We start from the raw sequence: 18,836 nt of genomic DNA on the forward strand, positions 1-18,836 counted from the left end.
GTGTTTTACTTAAACCGGCCCTTTGAGCAACCGGAGACGATTAGTCGCCATCAGATTGATCCCGCCGCTGTTTGCGAATTCAATAGAGCAGTTCTCTCTGATATACAGACTGTTCCGGGTGATGATGTGCCAAAACCCTACGTGGATATTTTGAGCCTTTATATAGGTCACAGGAGAATTTCGCGATGGAATGTCTGACCTAATCGTCAAAGCAGCCGTGAAGGACGCGCTCTCGGACCACAACGTCTCGGCAGATTTCTACGACGCTCTCAACGAAGGGGTAGCCGAACTGCTCGACGACGCCGCAGAGCGTGCTGAGGCCAACGACCGGAAGACGGTCCAACCTCGCGACCTGTAGGCCGGAGTATCACAGGCGGTCGATCCCCGATGCGCGAGAGGTTCTTAGCGTGTCACAGCTGAACAACCGGATTGCATCGGTCGTCCAGGACACGCCTGCCCTCAACGGCGACCGCTGTATCGGCGAAGTCACTGACCGCCACCAGAACAATACGGCGCTCTACTTCACGTTCACCGACGACGCCGGGCTCCTCTGTACGATCTGGGCGAACCGCTACCGGGAGATGGACGCCGACCTCGAGGACGATATCGATTACTGGGTCGAGGGTGGGAAGATCGACCTCAAACCGTGGGAGGTGATCGTCGGCGGCGACGGCGACCAGGCGGCTGCCGTCAAGCGAATGCAAAGCGAACTCGAAGAGCGTAGCTGGTTCGACGACGAACAGAAACAGCAACCACCGGCGTTCTCGGAGCGGGTCGGCGTTGTTACGTCCCTCCGAGGGGACGCCCGGTACGACATCCGGAACGCGATTCACGAGCAGGACTCACCGTCGACATCGTGGTGAAGGACGCAACCGTCCAGGGATCGAACGCGCCGACGTCCATCGCGAACGGGATTCACCATCTGGACCGGTCAGAGGACGTCGACGCGATCATCGTCGGCCGCGGTGGCGGGAGCGATTCGAACCTCCAGGCGTTCAACACCGAGCGTGTCGCGGAAGCGATCTTCACCGCGAATGCCCCCGTGGTCACCGCGATTGGACACACCGATGACCGGCTACTCGCGGATCAGGTGGCGGATGTCCGGACGATCACGCCGACGGCCGCCGGGTAGTATAGCGTGAACTCCCGCAAAGAGTTATCTTGCGAGTGAGATCGAGCCGCTGGAGCAGCAGCTCGACGCGGACGAGTGTGACCTCGATGAAGGCACGAAACTCCACCAGGAAGGTCAGGAGCTCTTGACTGGGGTACGAGAAATCCTCGACGAAGGAAGCGGTGAAGTTGTGGAGCTCGAGTAAGTGAGCTGGTGCTCACCCTTAACCAACAGTCACTCACTCTCCCCAGTTTGTTGGTTAAGTCTTTTTCTATGACATGAACCAGTGATCCGATTATAATTCATCCAACATTATTGCACCACTTGATAGCCAGAAAGCATTTAGGTATCATCCAGCTACCGCGTCAACGTGTACCGGGACTCAACCGGTGCAGACACATATCCACATGTATGATTACGAGGTCAGTCACCATCGAGGACATCGATGACCTGTACCTGATGTGGAACGACCACATCAACGCCTCCGCCCTCTATCGCCGCGCCCTCCGCGAGGAAATGGAAGTCCGCGGTGTTGATCCCGATGAACTCCGCGACCTCCTCGAACGGGCCCGCGAGCAGGGCTACACACTCGAAGAGATCGCTGAAAACACCAACCGATTCGACGACCTCCAGTCACTCGTCGAAGAGGAGCAGAGCCAGCCGCCGGCTGGAGACGCCACTGAGGATTGACCTGCTATGCCACAGGACAAAACTCCCTCCGACTCTGAACGTCGCACCGACACCGGGTCACTACTGATGGGTAGGATTCCCCGACAGGCCGCGCTGACGTTCGTCTTCCTGGGCCTGTTCGCTGTCGAGCCAGTTGCCGCTCAGGACAACGCTGTCTGTAGCGCGGACAACCTCCCGAGTATGATTGAGGGATTCTTCCAGCTGACAACCGCGCTGGGGATCGTCGGCCTCGCGATCGTCTGGCAGGCCGATTCCCTCATCGAGATGTTCACCCTCAATCCCGAGCAGAAGAAGGGCCTCAAGCGGCACAAGCGCTCCGCGATGAAGTCCGCGGTCGTCCTTGTTGTCCTCGGCCCGCTGTATACCGTTGCCGGGTCGATGATGGGCCTTCCACTGGCACAGTGCGTCGATCTCGTCCCCTGGTAACCACCCCGCAGTCCCCGTTGCGAGCCCTATGAACCACCGAGAGCTCTCCGTGCTCATGGCCGGCTTGCTCGCGACGAGCCTAGTCACGGGTATCGTCGCAGCCGACCCGCCGCGACCGGGGACGGAGGGGAACGGTCTCACAGAAAACGAGTCAGCCACGCTGTGGTCTCGCGACGCAGACAACTATATCGGCCAGGAGGAGTACCGCCAGCGGTATGGCGAGAACCGTTCCGCTGTCCATCAAGTAGCAAACGGGACAGATATCACGTTCAAACAGCCGCCGGCGACTGCGACGACGTGGACGCGGAACGACTTTGAGGACCTCGACGCCGGCGGGGCAGATACGTCCCTGCATCCGCCGCACGCAGACCTCGAGGATGGCGTCTTCATCGAAGATGCTCACGCAACGATCTTCGCGGTCCAGCCATCTACTCGTGGACACCTCGAGTCCGGTGAAACTCCACTCTACATTGCGCCGAATGGGACGATGCGCGGGTTCGTTGATTACCGCGTTCGCGTGCCCAACGGGAGTTCCTCCGGCAACACGACTATCTCGTGGTCGCTCACGGAGCACGAGATCGAAGAAATCCGATTGAAGAAGGACGGCGAGACCATCGCCGAGCGTGACGGGGCCCATACGCCGGCCCTCGACTACCAGATCGAGGATGACTGGAGTGCGAACCTCACGTTGGAAGCGGAGATTAGCGTCAGGCTGAAGAAGACCGTCAGGACCGACCTGGGTGACCGGACGAACGTCGACGTCACCTATCAGACGGAATCACGCAACGTCTCCGATTCGATCGCCGTCGAGATCTACGACCTCTCGGCGTCCCCCTACTACGCCGAGTATCCGAACGGCGATGCCGGCGTGGCCATCTTCCAGTCACGGCCGTGGCAGGGGTACACGCTCACGCAGGATGGTGAGGCACGGGTCCGTGGAATCTGGCGGTTCTACACGGCTCGGAACACCAACTGGGACACGCTCGTCCGGTCGAATCGCACGGATAGTGCTACCGTCCAGTCGGACGCGATTCCGGTCTACGTTCACGCGTATCCCTCGCGGATCGGCCCGCGTGCAGAGCCGGTTCGAGATGGGCCGGACCTCATCGAGACCTGGGGGACTGACCGCCCGTCACCGGTCGGCACCATCGGTGAGAACATCAACATCGACATCGTCAACCAGTCGTACACGACGACGTACGGCGTCGCCGTTCGAGCCGAGAACGTCGACCGTGAGGCCCTCCAGGTAGCGGGCATAGTTCGCGGAGTGAATGCCTCAATTGCTGAGCCAGACAGGGGCTCTGAGCGGCAGCTCCGCCGCAGCAATCTCACTGTCGGAGTCATCAAGCAGAATCAGTCGCAAGCGACGCTCAGGGTCGAACTTCGCGACAATCAAACCGGCGCACCGATCACGCTCGACGAGAGCCGTCAATATCCGATCGGTGGCACCACCCGGAACGGGTACATCACGGTCGCGGACCAGCGCGTCGAGACCAATGCCTCGGGGGTGGCGATTGTAACCATCGATGAACCGGGCATCTACACGGCTCGCTACCATCCGGGTTCGTGGCTCGGTCACGACCCGGCGTACGTGAGTGATACCGCGACGGCCCGCTGGCACCCACTCGGGACGATCGACGGCTGGTTTGCGTTCCTCGTCGAGGTGGGCTGGCAGCTCATCCCGTTCATCGTGATGTTCTACGCGGGACGCCACCTCCTACGGATGCTCGGCCCAGACGACATCTTCGACAGCAATCCATGACTCGACACAACTCACTCAGCAGACGTACCGCCCTCCGAACAGTCGCCGGCGCTGCGCTTGCTAGCGTTGCCGGCTGTCTCGACGACGGTGGGAATACCGAGACGCCCAATGATGGCAATGGCGCTCCAGACGGCCAGAATACGCTCAAGCGCGTTGCCGTCGATGGAACAACTCTCGTCGTCGAACTCACTGCGGAAGCCGACGTCGATCAGATCAACCTCATTCAACCGAACGGGGAACTGTTCGGACAGCGCGAAGTCGCCACAGGCTCCCAGCAGGTTTCGTTCGAAATTGGGACCGCTTACGCACCCGGTGAGTACCGCGTGCTCGCATTGAAGGGCGATGAGACCATCGTCGAAACCTCACTTCCCATCCAGCCGGATCTTGGAATTGTAGAGATGGGAATCGGAAGAAATCAGCCCGATAAGATGTGGGACGGGCCAAGCGACGAAATAGCTGAAGAAGCATTCGTGACGGTTGAGAATCAGGGCAGTGGTCCGGAGACGATTACGAAACTACTCTTCATTGGGGACGTGCCGTATCCCTCAGACGAAGACGGCACGAACTATGCTGCCAACGACGACGTGAGTGGGATATACGATGCGGATGCGGATACGGAGGTTGACGAAGTTGTCATAACCGCAGGCGAGAAAATCACGATCTACAGTTCTCGGTCGCCGTTCGCCTTCGTCCCGGGCGGAGGGACATCCTGCACGGACGAACAACAGAGCGGGGAGTTCGACCTCATCCTCGAAACCCAGGTTGGAGCAAATCAAGTTTCGAAAACGTACACTATCCAGTATTCGGCTTCAACAGAGTCTGACAACTGTGATATCACCATCAATGAGGCGTAGCCATGGTTGACCTGATTGATGTCTTCTTAGAGGGGTTCAAAGACGCCGTCGACTGGGTCATTAGCCTCTTCATGGAGGGGCTGACGGCTGGCTACGAGACTCTGACAGAGGAGATGTTTGGCACGCCGACGCCTGAGACGGATGGGGCATTCGTCTTCGGCGACCCGATCAACGCTCCCTGGCAGGCAATCCGAGATGCGTTGGTGGGCGGTGAGATCATGCTGATTTCGTTGCTCCTCCTTTTGATGTGCGTCCAAGGACGGCATACGATCCGGATTTTCAATCTCGGGAGTGCATACGAATCTAGACGGACGAAGAAGACCGCCTGGGTTGGAGCGTTCCTTATTATCAGCTGGTACTGGGTGAGTATTCTGGGCCTCTACATAGTGGATGGATTCACGATTGCTCTGATGCCGAGTCTCAGTTCACTAGGTGATGCGATGCTCAATTTCCTCGAAGTCTCTCTAACGAATCCCGGGCTTGCACTCGTATTCGCCCTTCTCGGCGGTCTCTCGATGTGGGCCCTAGAGGCACTGTACTTCATTCGAGAGATTCTCCTCTACGTCTACGTGTATGGAATGCCGATAGCGTTCGCACTTGGCTACGGCAATATCCCGGTTCTCTCCGATATCGCGATGGGATTTACCAAACGGTTCGTCCCGCTCGCAGTTCTTCCCCTCCCGGCAGCAGTAGTGTTCAAAGGATACGATTTGCTCTACTCGCAAGATGCAATTGCTCCAAATAGCGCGTTTCTGAAGTACTTGGTAGCAGTCTCGCTACCCCTGATTGCCCTCTATGTCACGTGGAAGACGTTCAAATACGCGACTCCGCTGACTGCCAAGGTCGTCGGTGGTGCTACGAAAGGGGCGGCACTCGTCGGCGGTGTCGCTGCTGGAGCCTACGTCGGTGGTGCTGGCGTCGCGACGACTGCCGCCCGGTGGGGGCCGAAAGCGGCCGCAGGGCAAGCTGTCGCCCAGAAAGCAGCCGCCCGAGGAGACAATGGAGATCAGGGCAGCGGTAAGCCGTCGTACCGCAGAACCGAGAACGACCCGGGCGAGCCGACAGCGAACACATCGAATGACAAACGCGGTATGGAGTTTGATCGAGGGATCCAGTAATTATGTCAACCGATAAAGACGCAGCTGCACGGCGAATCATGAATCAGTTCGGAGAGGAAGGTCGTATCCCGTACCTCAACATCGAGGAGGGTGATGTCGGCGTTCTCATTGCCTTCCCCATTATCGGGTTGTTCGTGGCCGGCCTCACCGGTATCGAGTCACTTGCCCTCCCGTTCGTAGCTGGCGGCTTGGGCTTCGGCGTGGCCGTCATCTACGTCTCACCGAATCACTTGAACGCCTGGACGTGGACGAAAGACGTCTATCGGTACGCCAAGCGACCACAGATCACGTTCAGCGCCCCAGACAACGCGGAGAGCGGCACGAATGAGACGACACGGAATGAGGGCGGGTTCGCCAACTATACGCCGTTCAAACCCGACGAACGAACCCAGGACCTCACGAACGTCAAGCGGGCGTGGCCCGGCGTTGGTACCATCCAGCGGGCGGACGGGACGATGGAGGCGTTCGTCGAGATCCAGCCGGGGAACATGGATTTCGCCATGTCCGACGACTGGGCACAGCTCCAGGAGGCTGGCGAGGAATTCGCTAATAAGGAACTCGACTCGAAGCTCAAAGTCCACGCTACAACTCGCTCGTTCCCGGTCGAACAAATCATCGAGAATATCGAAAACCGTCTCTCCGACGAAGACGTCACGCAGAACCCGATCTTCCATGAGTTGCTCGAGGAATACCGGGAGACGCGCCCGAAGGAAATGCGCGACCGGGGCATTCAGCAGGTCCGGTACTACATCGGCGTCGAGGTCAGCCCTCTGGAGGTCTACGATCGCTACCGAGACGAGGGAACACCTGCTGAGAAGCTCACTAAGTTCCCCGTTATCGGGTTCCTGTTCAACCCGTTCGTAACACGACGAGAGGACCTCACCGACGTCGAGCGACGTACCCAGATGTTTGAGAAGCTCGACAGTCGCGTCAACGACCTGCGGGCCGAGTTCATCCAGCAATCCTCTGGCTGGTCCGCTCGTCGCCTTAGTACGGTTGAGCTGTTCGTGCTGAACATGGACTTCTGGAACGGCCGGGAACACGACTACGACGACGCAGAGCGCGTCGTTCGCGAGCAATCGGTCGTCGGCCATTCGCGCCGGGAGGACGAGTCCGATGCTTAACGTCCTTCTCCAGGCCGGTGGGGGGGCAACCGACCAGGCCGCCGAGTGGTTACTGAATCCAACGTCGACCGAAGGCGCAGCACTCTACGTCCTTCTAGCCGTCATTCTCGGCGTCGCTGGCAAGCTTCTGTGGGGTCGATATCACAGCACTAACGACGAGGAGGAAGTCGATTTCTCGGACGTCCTCGACGAGGAGATGCTGGAGGAAGGCAACGCAGAAGGGCAGATCCTGGACGACATCTCAGAGTCGCACAAGACGGTAACTGCGCCGGCAGCCATTGAGTGGGAGACGCGAGCAGCCCACGTCGGCGAGCAGTGGACGACGACGCTGTACATCGCCGACTACGCCGACTATCCCAGCGATGGCTATCTGAGCGACCTCTTCGAGATAACCGACGTCGAGTTCGATCTCACGGCTCACATCACGCCGAAGAATCAGCAGCGAGCCCGGAACGAACTGCAGGACATCGCGGACGACCTGCAGGTCGACGCCGATATCGAACAGAGCGTCCGTAGCGCCTATCTCCAGGAGCGAGCGAACGAGGCCGCAGCGACGTACAAGGCCGTCGAGAATGGCGCGAACGTCTTCGACCAGGGGATGTTCATCACCGTCCGGGCCGACGAGAAGGAGGAACTCCGGGACGCCGTCCAGAAGGTCAAGAGTGCGCTCCGTGACGACCCCGCGAACCTCACACCGAAAACGGCGATCTGCCGGCAGGACCTCGCGCTCCAGTCCGCAGCCCCGATCGGTGACAACGAGTTCGGCCGCGAGTCCATCGCGCTCGGCGGCGCCGTCGGGGCGTTACTCTCCTCGCCGCACAACGCGACGATCCTCGAGGAGGGCGGCGTCGAGTTCGGGATTCACAAGGACAACCAGAGCCCGGTGGTCATCGACCCGTTCGCTCGGGACAACGGCTATGCGATGTTCACCGTCGGCGACACTGGCTCCGGGAAGTCGTTCAGTTCGAAGCAGAACTTCATCCGCTCGATCGAGCAGAGCAAGGACCGCATCGGCATCATTCTCGAGCCGCTGAACAACTGGGCCGGCGTCGCCGAAGCCCTTGACGCCAAGCGGATCACTGTTGGCGGGACGCTCGGGCTGAACCCCCTGGAGATCCGCGAGACGCCCGAGCACGTCCAGCGAGCGATGGGCGAGGACGCGAGCCCGTTCAACGAGAAGCTCGACGACGCGATGAGCTTCCTCACCAACTTCTTCGCGCTCCGCGGCATCTCGCTCGGTGACCGCCGGACGACGCTGGAGCTCGGGCTCAAGCGTGCGTACAAGCGCAACGGCATCACCGACGACATCTCGACGCACGACAACCCGAGTCCGACCATCCGGGACATGATGGACGTCTTCGAGGACATGGTCGACGAGCCCGAGGAGTTCGTCGTCCGATCCGACGAGGAGGCGGAGAAGATCAAGGAGGACGCGACGTGGCTCCTCGACCAGCTTCGCCCCTTCGAGGACGACGGTCGGCACGCCAACCTCGGCCAAGAGTCCGACTTCGACATTCGCGACGAGAAGGTCATCTACCTCGACCTCGCTCAGCAGGAGGGCAGCGTCGACAGCAGCACGGCGCTGACGATGCAGCTACTCATCTCGCTGGTGTACGAGCGGGCGAAAATCTCGGAGAAGGAGGTCGTGTTCTACATCGACGAGGCGCGCTACATTATGCAGGATGCCGCGAGTCTGGCGTTCCTCGAAACGGTGTTCCGCCACCACCGGCATCACGACCTTTCGATCCGGTTGGTCACGCAGACCGTCGACGAGTTCTTCGAGCACGCCGAATCCGAGGCGATTCTGGACCAGTGCGCGGTCAAGCAGTTCCACCGCCTCGACGGGATGGACGAGGAGTGGGCCGACGAGTTCGGCCTGAACTACGCGCAGATGCGGTTCGTCCAGGACGCCGTGCCCGGCAACGAGGACGCTGGCTTCTCCGAGGCGCTGGTGGGCGTCGATGGCGAGTGGCGTGGCATCCAGGTCAAAGCGATGGCCAAGGAGAAGCAGGTCATCGACTTCGAGCCGACCGAGCAACGGCGAACCTCACTCCCCGGTGCTGGTGAAGACGCTGTGAATCCGGATATCCAGACATTCCAGGATGACCTCGAAGCCCGAGCAACCGGGAATGGAGAAACTGCACCCGAGCGGACGCCAGCGGAGACCGATGGGGGCTCAGAGGAAGGTGATGACAATGCGTGAGTACCTTCGCGTGACGCCGACATCCGAACAACTCACGCCGGAGCGTGTGCCCCAGGAACTGGAAAGCCTCCACAAACTGACCGCAACGGACTCGACAGGGCTGGTCGACAAACTGAATCCACTACATAGCGAGACACCGCCCCGGTTCGAATTCCTCGCACTCAGTGACGGTGCGGATGAGCCCGTCGAATTCTACTACGGGGCCAACGAGCATCTGGACACTCTCGAGAAGCGTCTCCGGTCGATCTATCCCGAGACGTTCGACATCGAACGCACCGAGGTCGACGTTGCATTGCGACTCGTGCAGCCCGTCGAATTCGACCAGGAGACATTCGTCGAGCAGTATGAGTCGGGCGACCTCCAGTACGAATTCGGTCCTGACGAGCAATACGAGTTGGCGACTGACGACAACAATCAAACCGAGCTAGTAGACGCCGAATCAGCCGCGGATGGAGAGACGGTCGCTAACCCATCTGTTGACCACATCATCGAGATCGGGGATACTGCCCTCGAGCTCGCCCCACCAGATACGATTCCCAGAGATGAGCCGGTGACAACGCTGGCGAAACCAACGATGACGTCAGAGGGAACAGTACTTGCCCGGCCAGCGACTGATACCGTCTCCCCACTCGGCGTCCGGTGGCAGGTCTCGGCGACTCGGAAACAGGACTGGATGTCTTCGCTCTCGCCGTTCACTGGCGACGATGTAGACGATAGTCCCGATGCCGTCGACCAGCCTGGTGGCGCGCTCGCGTCGCTCGTCGATGACTTGACGGAGGCGAGTGCCCCACTAGCGTTCCACGTCGTCTTCCAGCGACGGGCGAGCTGGCAGAGCGATGCTGAAGTTCGCACGGAAGACATCATCGAGGGGCGGGATACCTGGGCGCAGCGGTTTTTGGGGCCACTCTTGGAGTTTGACGACGGCTCCGACCGCCGAAGCCGGGAGGAGTTGAGTGACACACAAACAGCTCGTGTCGGAGCCATCGAAGCGAAAAACGCGAAGCGCTCGTTTACCGCGAATATTCGCGCCCTTGGCGTTCCATCCAGTGACGACGAGCGTGAGGAACTCGACGAGCGGTTGGAATCACTTGCCCCCGTCTTCGATACACTCGATGGGCCGTGCTACGAAGTGGAGGCCGAACGGGTGCGCGACAACGGCTTGCGGCAGGCCAAAAAAGAGCAGCACGCACGAACCGCGCTGCAACGGCTTTTGGACCGCGAGCTTACGACCGGCCGTGGCAAGACTCGACCCGAGTTCGTCCTGAGCGGCCGCGAACTCGCGAACTTCCTCGTCGTTCCCTCTTCGGACCAACTCTCCGTGGAAGGCGAACGTGGAACGCGTGCGGAACAACAGAGTCGGAATCCGCTCGCCCGGCCTCACCAGGACATTATGAGCGAGTTCCGTGACGGGATGGCTATCGGGTATGCCCTCGACGACACTGGCGACCCCGAAGATGTCCCGACACACATTCCGCCCCGCTTACTGCCGATGCATTACGGACGATTCGGCACCACCGGCTCAGGCAAGTCAAAAGCCCTCCTCAACGATATGCTCTCGTTGTACGACAACACTGAGGGGCCGACCATCCTCGTCCTTCCGAAAAACGACGAGATGGCGCAGAACTACATGCGGGCCCACGCGCGCCGATTCGGGATGACCGACCTCGAGGAGAACGTCGTCCACTTCCCGATCCCGGACGTGCTTCCCGGATTCTCCTTTTTCGATCTCGAACCCTCGCTGGAGAGTGGCCGCCGCCGTGAGGATGCAGTCCGGCGAAAAGCCGACCACTACGAAGAGATCCTGAAGCTCGTCATGGACGAGGACCGATACAAGCGGGCGACGGTCGCCCCAACCCTCATCAAGACGCTCATCACCGCGCTGTTCGACGAGGAATACGGCCGTGAAAACGGCCAGTACCGGGAGTCAACCGATTACTTCGCCCACCGACAGCTCGAACACGTCATCGACCAGCTGTGGGAAGCCGGCCCGCCACAGCCGAATCTCGCAGACGCACCCCGATCGAGCGACGAGGAGGTCTCCCGCATGATCCGGCGGCAATTCCAACACGATTCGACCACCTTCGACAACGTGATGGGTGGGGTCACGCACCGCCTCAACTACATCTCACAGAACCCTCACCTGCGCCGCATCTTCAACAACACCGAGAGCCAGTTCGACTTCCGAGAAGTGCTCGACGATAACCAAGTCATCCTGTTCGACCTCGGCGATCTTCGCGACGAGGCCGCCCGGATTATGACGGGCATGATCCTCACCAATCTCGACGACGCGCTCAAAGATCGCAAGCGCGACCTCACCCAGTACTCCGATGACTACGTCGTGAACCTTCTCGTCGACGAAGCGGCCTCAGTCGTGGTCTCCGATATCATGAACGACCTCCTCGAGAAAGGACGAGGATTCCGGCTTTCAGTGGGCCTCTCAATGCAGTTCCCCGAGCAACTGGAAGCTGAAGGTGGGCGGAAAGTCTACCTGAACGCCCTGAACAACATCGGGACCTCACTCGTCAGCAAGATCAACGTCGACCGAGAACTGGCTCGGGCGATGGCCCACGAGGAGATGGACCCGGACGATTTCGCCAACCGGATTCGCTCGTTACCCCGTGGCGAGTGGATCGGCAGCGTCCCGAGCCCAACATTCGGAGAAACCGGGCCGTATCCGTTCAGTCTCACACCGCTCGAAATCCCGCCGGGCCATCCCGAGAGTGAGTACCCGCTGACACAGCGTGAAGAAGAACAGTTCACTGAGACGCTCGCCTCGATGCACGAGGACATCAGTGACGACTACGGGGTGCCAGCGGAATCAAATGTGTCCACAGCGAGCGCACCTGCCGAATTACACGAGGTACTCAGCATCGAAAGCGACGACCTAGACGTCGCGCTAGCGAAGGTGGTTCGAAGCCGCCAGCTTCGAGACGGCTGTCGGGAAGAGAACGGCTGGGTAGATGTCGAAGCGGTTGACGAGGAACTCAGGCGGCTCTTCGGAGAGGTTGATGCCGAACCACCGTCGTATGAGGAACTAGCAGATATCCGCGAGCGGTCACGCCATCTCGATACGACCGTCGATATCGAAGCAGACGAAATACGGATTCGATTGACCGACGCTGGCGAAGACATCGCGACACCCGAGACTGGGGACGTACAAGCCGCCGGCGGACATGACCACGATACGGCACTCCTCCAGATCGAAGAAGAACTCAGCGAACTCGGCTGCACCGTCTCAATCCTCGCCCAGGATGGCAGCGAGAAACCTGACGCGAGGGCGAGCCACCCCGACGTTGCCGACCGATTCGCCATCGAGGTCGAAACGACGACACCTGAGAATCCCGCGAAAGTGCTCACGAACCTCCGGAAAGCCCAAGAGGCAGGGGATATCCCGCTGTTTGTCGTTCGACCAGGAAACGATGAAACTGAGTGGGCCAAGCGTGTCGACGGCATTCTCACACCACCCGTCCGTACCCTCCAGAACAGTGAGACGCGGTTCTACACGACCGACTCGAATCTCACGTTCAACGGCGGAGCGACCGAAGAAGGCGGGGTGACGGCCGTGCGACCGGCGAACGGCGACGAGAACGGGACTCAGAACATCTGGCTGCGTGATGGCAACGAGATCGTCCTCCGTGATACCAGCGGAACGGAACACATCTGCCTCCCGTCGCTTGGGAAACTCTCGAAAGACCGTGTGCCAGCCATCTACAGCTACGACCACGCTGCCGAGGAGTACGTCGTATATGAGCACGGTGAGCAACACATCTACGAGACGAAATCGGCGTTCGAGGGCGACTGGGTGCGTATCAAGAAGCCATTCGTCCCCGAAGCCGAACTCCCCGTACCAGACTACACACGTTCGACGTATGGCATCGTTATCCTTCACGATGAGGCGGAATCGGTCGTATATGAAAACGATGAGAAGCGTCCACTCTCGGCAATCACCGACGGGCCGCTCCGTCCGGCATCGCCCGAATCAGCGGCCGCTGACGAACTACCTAGTCAGATCGAACAGGCAGATGAGACTGTCGAGGAAGACCAGGAAGACCAATCGCCACCTTCTTTCGAATCGTTCGTCGACGAATATCTTATCGAAGACGTGGATGGGGCCGTGCCGAAAGATGACGTATTCGGCCTCTACAACGACTGGGCAGAGGCACACGGCATCGATGATCCGCTGAATAAGAGCTGGTTCACACGGAAGCTCAACACCCACATCGAGGTGGACTCCACGAAGAAGCGAATCGACGGGGAACCCGTCTGGCATTACACTGGTGTCCGCATTCGCTCTGAAGAGAGATCAGAGTCATGAAATGGACGTACACGGTCCAATTCCCGATATCATCGCGACATCTCGGGGCCTGTTCCACCCAAGCAGAATCATGATTTCAACTCACCAGACTCACAAGTCGAGAATCACCCGACAGCGGTATGTTCCACCCAAATTCTCAATGGGTGGAACACCAACGAACCGACCGAAATGGGTGGAACACACTCACGTCCAGGGATTTTCAACCAGATATAGCGGGTGTTCCACCCAACAACCAACTAGGATAGAACGGGGGGTCCCCGTTGGGACCAAGGGATTGGATCGAGACGTAGAGCAGCGTGAAGTCTGTGCTGGCTCAGAGCCAGTGAGAGCCATGCGAGGTACTGTGTGAGGATGAGTGAGATTAGTATCGACGAACCGGAGCAGATCCCGGAGTCGTTACGCGAACGCGACCAATGGGTGTGCTGGCGAGAAGAGGAGCGAGACGGCAAACCGACGAAGATTCCGGTGACGCCGGGGGCTGGGGGGTTCGCGTCAGCAACCGAGTCAGAGACCTGGGCGAGTTTCGAGACAGCACTCGAGTACACCGAGACGAAGCACGCTGATGGTGTCGGGTTCGTGTTTACTGACGACGATCCCATCGTCGGCGTCGACCTGGACGACTGCCGCGATCCCGAGACAGACGACATCGACGATACGGCGCTGGACATCATTGAGCGACTCGACTCCTATACGGAGATATCTCCATCCGGCACCGGCTATCACGTCCTGATTACCGGCACACTCCCAGACGGGCGGAACCGGCGCGGAAGCATCGAACTGTACGACACAGCACGCTTTTTCACCGTCACTGGCGACCACGTCGACCGGACACCCACTCGCGTTGCACGCCGGCAGGACGCGCTCACAGCGATTCATCGCGAGTACGTCCAGGACACCGAGCGTGACACAGCACCCGAGTCCGAACAGCGTGGTGACGCTGACGACCGGTCACCGACGACCGGTGCAGCTGACGTTGACGTCGACCTCGACGACGAGGACCTCCTCGAGAAAGCGCGAAACGCATCGAACGGCGAGAAGTTCGAGCGGCTCTGGAACGGGAATACGGCCGGCTACGACAGCCAGTCCGAGGCCGACATGGCGCTGTGTTGTCTGCTAGCGTTCTGGACCGGCGGCGACCGGACGCAGATGGAACAGTTGTTCCGCCAGTCGGGATTGATGCGGGAGAAGTGGGACGAGGTTCACTACGCTGATGGGTCAACGTACGGGGAGAAGACCATCGAGCGTGCGATCGCGACTACTTCGGAGTTCTACAACCCGGACGCCGGCGACGACGCCGCAGATTCCCACGACGCACCTGGCGGGGTCACTGCTGGCAGTACTCCTGACGACGCAGACCGGAGTCATGCGTATCTGGCGGAGAAAAACCGACTGTTGAGCGAGCGCGTCGACGAGCTCGAAGCAACACTCGAACAGAAGACGGAGCGGATCGAGACTCTCGAAGCAGAGGTCGAGCGGCTCACCGACGAACTCGCAACCCGTGACCGGGAGACTGCGCAGTCTCACGAGGAAGACTCCGGTACTGCGAGAGAGACCGATGACGATTCAGAATCACCCTCTATGTTGAGTCGATTCTTCGGTGGCCAGTCCGAGTAGTAGCGCCGCGTCACCTTCATCCGAGAAGTCCTCCCTCGAGCCTTCTGATTCCGTGAGCTGAGAAGATTAACCAACAGGCTCGCTATATCACGCTGCTTGTTGGTTAACTACGCTGAGTCTCGCCGTGAAATGGGGGCTACCGCAGGATATTGTGGTTCAGGAAACTATTCCTCGAAGTAAGAACTATATCCTCTGGTCTACAAGCCCACGTATGTCCGAGTCAGACGCCGCCGATGGGCCGCCCCCCTTCGAGGATGCGTTCGCCAGCGACGACGTCGAACAACGCATCTACGGCACCATCCTACAGACCCGCGAGCCGACGACGGCGAGCGCGATCGCCGACAGCGCCGACTGTGACCCCAAGACCGCCCGGAAGTATTTGAGCTGGTTCGACGATCTCGGCATCGTTACCCGGTACGACGGACATCCAGCCACCTACGAACGGAATGACGCGTATTTCGAGTGGCGACGCATCAACCAGCTCGCAGCCGACCATTCCGTCGAGGACCTGCAGGAGCGCGTTCGTGAACTCACGACGCGCATCACCGAGTATGAAGAGGCGTACGACGCCGCGTCACCGGCCGCCGTCGACGCCGTCGCCGCCGCGGAGGGCAGCGACGAGCGGACCATCGACGACGTGTACGGCGACCTCGGCGACTGGGCGACCGCCCGCAAGGAGCGAGACCGCTACGAACGGGCGCGCCAGCAACGCACGGGTGGCGAGCGCGACCAGGCATCCGGGTAGCCCGCTCGATGGTGCCACCGACAGGCGATGGCGGGAGCCCCGCCCCCATCGATCTCCCCATCCTCGAGTTCCTTCAGACACGGCTCCAAGCCACCGGACAAGTCTCCCACGCGGCCATCACGGATGCAAGCGGCCATCTCGAGCTTCAGGTCGTCTTTGCATCGTCATACTACCCAGCGTCCGTCGACGACGCAACCCTGACTGTCCGCTGGTACACGAACGACGACTTCACAATCCACTATCGTGAGGTCCATTCGGAGCACACCTGTGACTGCCGATGGGATCGGCATCCGAACCCCCACAATACGCGCGATCACTTCCATCCCCCGCCCACCGCCCCGACGCCCGGTGACGATGACTCCTGGCCGACCGATCATCGTGATGTCCTGCGACTCGTCCTCGACGAGATTGAAGACCGGATCGCAGTACTGTGGAACGAATAAGCGACTGCCCCCGCAGTGGCGTTTATCGCGCCGACCAAGGGTGACGGCGCTCAGCCCGATGGGCATCACCACGAGAGTCGTCGTGGTGTCCAGCCTGGAGTCAGCTGAGTGCAGTCACAGGTGAATCCATGTCTACCTTCAGTAACTCCGAGACAGCGAGTGCATCGCCGTCAGAAAACCACACGAGCCCACCCCGAGAGACCGAGGACACAGAGCCACAGACATCCTGGCCAGACGATACGAGCAGCGAGGATGGAACACCAACGCTCAGGATGGACCAATGTCCGGAGTGTGGGAACCGTCGCTTCGTCTCAAAACTCCTCGTGTACGAGATCACAGGCTACGACGAGGGCGGCGAGCAAGAGTTCCGCCGCCAGCACGTCCGGGCAGAGTTCGAATACACCTGCAGCGAGTGCCAGACGACACTCCGGACGCTTCCCGCAGATCGTCGCGATTACTACGACGAAGTCGCGGTCCTCGAAACAGAACGGCGGGCAGCCCTCCGTGATCAACTCCGCCAGCTGGGGCAGCGGTGCTGGCGGCGTCTCGCAGCGCGAACGACGTGGCTGGCACTCGGACTCGTAATACTCGTGACCGGCCTCGTGATCGCACTCTAACAGTCCGAAAGAAGAGAGCCTCCCCGCTATCGACTCTTGCAATCCGCCGAAATACGCAGTGTGCCATCGACGGTGGAGAGCTAGCCCATCAGCAGCAGGAGAGGACGGGTTCGGCGTACGTGCCCAGGAAGTGCAGGGCGCAAACGGCCGGGCGAGCTGACTGCCCGTGATCGTCGTTCGCGCCCGCAAAGGGGCGAGGCGCGCTCGAAGCGCGTCCAGAGTGAGAGCTTCCATGACTGGACCTGATATCCTCGACGACACGACGGACGACTACGAACGACTCGAAACCGAACTCGTTGCCCAGAACCGGGATGCGGCCCGGGTCTCGACGGCGGACGTCGACGAGCGGAGTGCCCGCCGTCTCGTTGATGAACTCATCGAGGACGATGTGGTGACACCGGTCCCAGACCAGCGCGTCCTCGTTCACGAGCCGAGTGACGAGGCCTTCGACTCGATCACCCAGCTCGCCGTGTTCCATCGCGGCTGGCAGGCCGCGACCGACGCCGACGCGGAGGACGACTGATGCAACAGACGCTTTCCGGGTGTGCGTTCTGTGATTCACCGCCTGGGTCAGAGATGGGCGAGGCGCATACGTGGGGGAAAGACGAACGGGTGACACACCCGATCTGTGTCGACTGTGCCGTCCAAGAGCGGCCGGATCCCGAGGAGCGCGACCACCACACCTGCGACGGGTGTGGGCTCGTCGTCGACGCCCTCGCAGCGCTCACGCGTTTCCGTGTGGAACTCGGCCATCTCGAGGGGCCGCTGCAATTTTGCGAGCGATGTAATCCCGGCGGACTTGCAACGTACTGGACGCGCGACCTCGAGGAGCATCTTGTCCAAGAAGTCAGCAAATAAAGAGGACAAGCGATGTCCGTACGTACCCCCCGGAACACGGGCTGAGCCCGTCATTTAAATATTTGTAGCACGATGGTACTACCATGAAATACGCGAGTGTCAGCGTCAAGTTCCCGGTCGAACTCGACACCGAAATCGAGCGATTCCTCGATGAAACGGGGATCTACACGAATAAGAGCGAGTTCATCAAGGAAGCATGTCGGTCCCATCTCCGAGAACTCAATGACGACACGGCGATCGCCGCGCTTCGGCTAGAGCAACTGCTGGCGCAGGCAGAACAGAGCCGCCAGTCCGATAGCGATATCGACGCAGAGCTCGCGGCACTCGGGGAGAAAGTCGATGCGGACGACCTCGAACAGGCCGTCGAAGAGGCACGAAAGGACACGTCTGAGCAGGTGTACGGGTCTGACGCGTGAAGATCCTCGATACGAATCTGTGGGTCTTCGGGACACTGCGAACCAACGAGCAGGCCGCTGAATTGCTTGCTGAAATCGACCGCGGTGAGACAACGTCTGCTATCAACGCGTACATGGTCCAAGAAGCGCTGGCCGCATTCGACCGGACACAGAGTCTCTCTGCGGCGGACCGTGATACGGTCAAAACGAGGTTTCTGACGCGACTGACGCGAATGACAGGGCTCATCGAGGCGCCGTCGAGTCGTGATGTGAGCGACGCACTCCTGCGAGAGCAGCGATCAGCTCCGACCGTGCAGACGCTCGCTCGCGTCTGTGAGATCCAGCCGAAGGACGTTCCAATCCTCGTGCTAGCGTTTGAGCACCGTGACCGCGACCCGACGATTCTCACAAACGACGAATCCTTCGCCGAGCTGGAGCCAGCAGCGCACTCACTCCCTGAAATCACCATCGAACACGTTTCCTGACGGCGCCCAATCTCGCTACGGCAGCGCCTCCTCGACGACCATGTGATTGTTTGACTCGGACGCCATATATTGAAAG

At 60.1% G+C, this 18,836-nt stretch carries 20 protein-coding genes; all 20 read left to right on the top strand.

Annotated features, from left to right (window positions below; all coding sequences use genetic code 11):
* Positions 1 to 190 precede the first annotated feature (190 nt).
* The 20 genes from C487_RS05845 to C487_RS05930 all read left to right on the top strand — a co-directional run bounded on the left by C487_RS05845 (position 191) and on the right by C487_RS05930 (position 18,760).
* On the top strand, positions 191 to 358 hold the full coding sequence (locus C487_RS05845; RefSeq protein WP_006184771.1) for a hypothetical protein: 168 nt from the start codon (positions 191 to 193) through the stop codon (positions 356 to 358).
* 49 nt (positions 359 to 407) lie between these two features.
* A complete protein-coding gene (locus C487_RS21430; RefSeq protein ID WP_083864527.1) occupies positions 408 to 863 on the top strand; it encodes an exodeoxyribonuclease VII large subunit in 456 nt (151 codons plus the stop codon).
* Positions 857 to 1,132 carry an exodeoxyribonuclease VII large subunit gene (locus C487_RS21435; RefSeq protein ID WP_152422476.1) on the top strand — a complete coding sequence of 92 codons (276 nt, stop codon included), beginning with the start codon at positions 857 to 859 and terminating at the stop codon, positions 1,130 to 1,132. Before C487_RS21430 ends, C487_RS21435 begins: the two co-directional genes overlap by 7 nt.
* Positions 1,133 to 1,181: 49 nt before the next feature.
* Positions 1,182 to 1,316, top strand: a complete 135-nt coding sequence (locus C487_RS21440) for an exodeoxyribonuclease VII small subunit (protein ID WP_241431069.1) — start codon at positions 1,182 to 1,184, stop codon at positions 1,314 to 1,316.
* Between the two features lie 206 nt (positions 1,317 to 1,522).
* Positions 1,523 to 1,801 carry a hypothetical protein gene (locus tag C487_RS05855; RefSeq protein ID WP_006184772.1) on the top strand — a complete coding sequence of 93 codons (279 nt, stop codon included), beginning with the start codon at positions 1,523 to 1,525 and terminating at the stop codon, positions 1,799 to 1,801.
* A 6-nt stretch (positions 1,802 to 1,807) separates the two neighbouring features.
* A complete protein-coding gene (locus C487_RS05860; protein ID WP_049907969.1) occupies positions 1,808 to 2,227 on the top strand; it encodes a hypothetical protein in 420 nt (139 codons plus the stop codon).
* A gap of 28 nt (positions 2,228 to 2,255) precedes the next feature.
* Positions 2,256 to 3,989 (top strand): hypothetical protein, encoded by a 1,734-nt coding sequence (locus C487_RS05865; RefSeq protein ID WP_006184774.1) that lies wholly within the window; start codon positions 2,256 to 2,258, stop codon positions 3,987 to 3,989.
* Positions 3,986 to 4,843, top strand: coding sequence for a hypothetical protein (locus tag C487_RS05870; protein ID WP_006184775.1), 858 nt, complete (start codon positions 3,986 to 3,988; stop codon positions 4,841 to 4,843). Before C487_RS05865 ends, C487_RS05870 begins: the two co-directional genes overlap by 4 nt.
* Before the next feature lie 2 nt (positions 4,844 to 4,845).
* Positions 4,846 to 5,961: a hypothetical protein gene (locus C487_RS05875; protein ID WP_006184776.1), complete on the top strand. Its 1,116-nt coding sequence runs from the start codon at positions 4,846 to 4,848 to the stop codon at positions 5,959 to 5,961.
* A 2-nt stretch (positions 5,962 to 5,963) separates the two neighbouring features.
* Positions 5,964 to 7,085 (top strand): hypothetical protein, encoded by a 1,122-nt coding sequence (locus C487_RS05880; protein WP_006184777.1) that lies wholly within the window; start codon positions 5,964 to 5,966, stop codon positions 7,083 to 7,085.
* Positions 7,078 to 9,288, top strand: a complete 2,211-nt coding sequence (locus C487_RS05885; protein WP_006184778.1) for a VirB4 family type IV secretion system protein — start codon at positions 7,078 to 7,080, stop codon at positions 9,286 to 9,288. Before C487_RS05880 ends, C487_RS05885 begins: the two co-directional genes overlap by 8 nt.
* A complete protein-coding gene (locus tag C487_RS05890; protein WP_006184779.1) occupies positions 9,275 to 13,603 on the top strand; it encodes a primase-like DNA-binding domain-containing protein in 4,329 nt (1,442 codons plus the stop codon). Before C487_RS05885 ends, C487_RS05890 begins: the two co-directional genes overlap by 14 nt.
* Positions 13,604 to 13,954: 351 nt before the next feature.
* Entirely contained in the window at positions 13,955 to 15,217 is a 1,263-nt protein-coding gene (locus tag C487_RS20625) for a phage NrS-1 polymerase family protein (RefSeq protein WP_006184780.1), read from the top strand.
* A 211-nt stretch (positions 15,218 to 15,428) separates the two neighbouring features.
* Positions 15,429 to 15,962: a DUF7342 family protein gene (locus C487_RS05900; RefSeq protein ID WP_006184781.1), complete on the top strand. Its 534-nt coding sequence runs from the start codon at positions 15,429 to 15,431 to the stop codon at positions 15,960 to 15,962.
* Between the two features lie 8 nt (positions 15,963 to 15,970).
* Positions 15,971 to 16,405 (top strand): hypothetical protein, encoded by a 435-nt coding sequence (locus C487_RS05905; RefSeq protein WP_006184782.1) that lies wholly within the window; start codon positions 15,971 to 15,973, stop codon positions 16,403 to 16,405.
* A 272-nt stretch (positions 16,406 to 16,677) separates the two neighbouring features.
* Complete coding sequence (locus C487_RS05910; protein ID WP_006184783.1) at positions 16,678 to 17,022, top strand: hypothetical protein; 345 nt, start codon at positions 16,678 to 16,680, stop codon at positions 17,020 to 17,022.
* Between the two features lie 232 nt (positions 17,023 to 17,254).
* Positions 17,255 to 17,545 carry a hypothetical protein gene (locus C487_RS05915; protein ID WP_006184784.1) on the top strand — a complete coding sequence of 97 codons (291 nt, stop codon included), beginning with the start codon at positions 17,255 to 17,257 and terminating at the stop codon, positions 17,543 to 17,545.
* A complete protein-coding gene (locus C487_RS05920) occupies positions 17,545 to 17,880 on the top strand; it encodes a DUF7558 family protein (RefSeq protein ID WP_049907970.1) in 336 nt (111 codons plus the stop codon). The genes C487_RS05915 and C487_RS05920 overlap by 1 nt, the downstream gene beginning before the upstream one ends.
* An 83-nt stretch (positions 17,881 to 17,963) precedes the next feature.
* A complete protein-coding gene (locus tag C487_RS05925) occupies positions 17,964 to 18,296 on the top strand; it encodes a ribbon-helix-helix domain-containing protein (protein ID WP_006184786.1) in 333 nt (110 codons plus the stop codon).
* On the top strand, positions 18,293 to 18,760 hold the full coding sequence (locus C487_RS05930; RefSeq protein WP_006184787.1) for a hypothetical protein: 468 nt from the start codon (positions 18,293 to 18,295) through the stop codon (positions 18,758 to 18,760). The genes C487_RS05925 and C487_RS05930 overlap by 4 nt, the downstream gene beginning before the upstream one ends.
* The last annotated feature ends 76 nt before the right edge of the window (positions 18,761 to 18,836 follow it).

It is taken from the genome of Natrinema pallidum DSM 3751 (genome assembly GCF_000337615.1).
GTDB classification, from domain to species: domain Archaea; phylum Halobacteriota; class Halobacteria; order Halobacteriales; family Natrialbaceae; genus Natrinema; species Natrinema pallidum.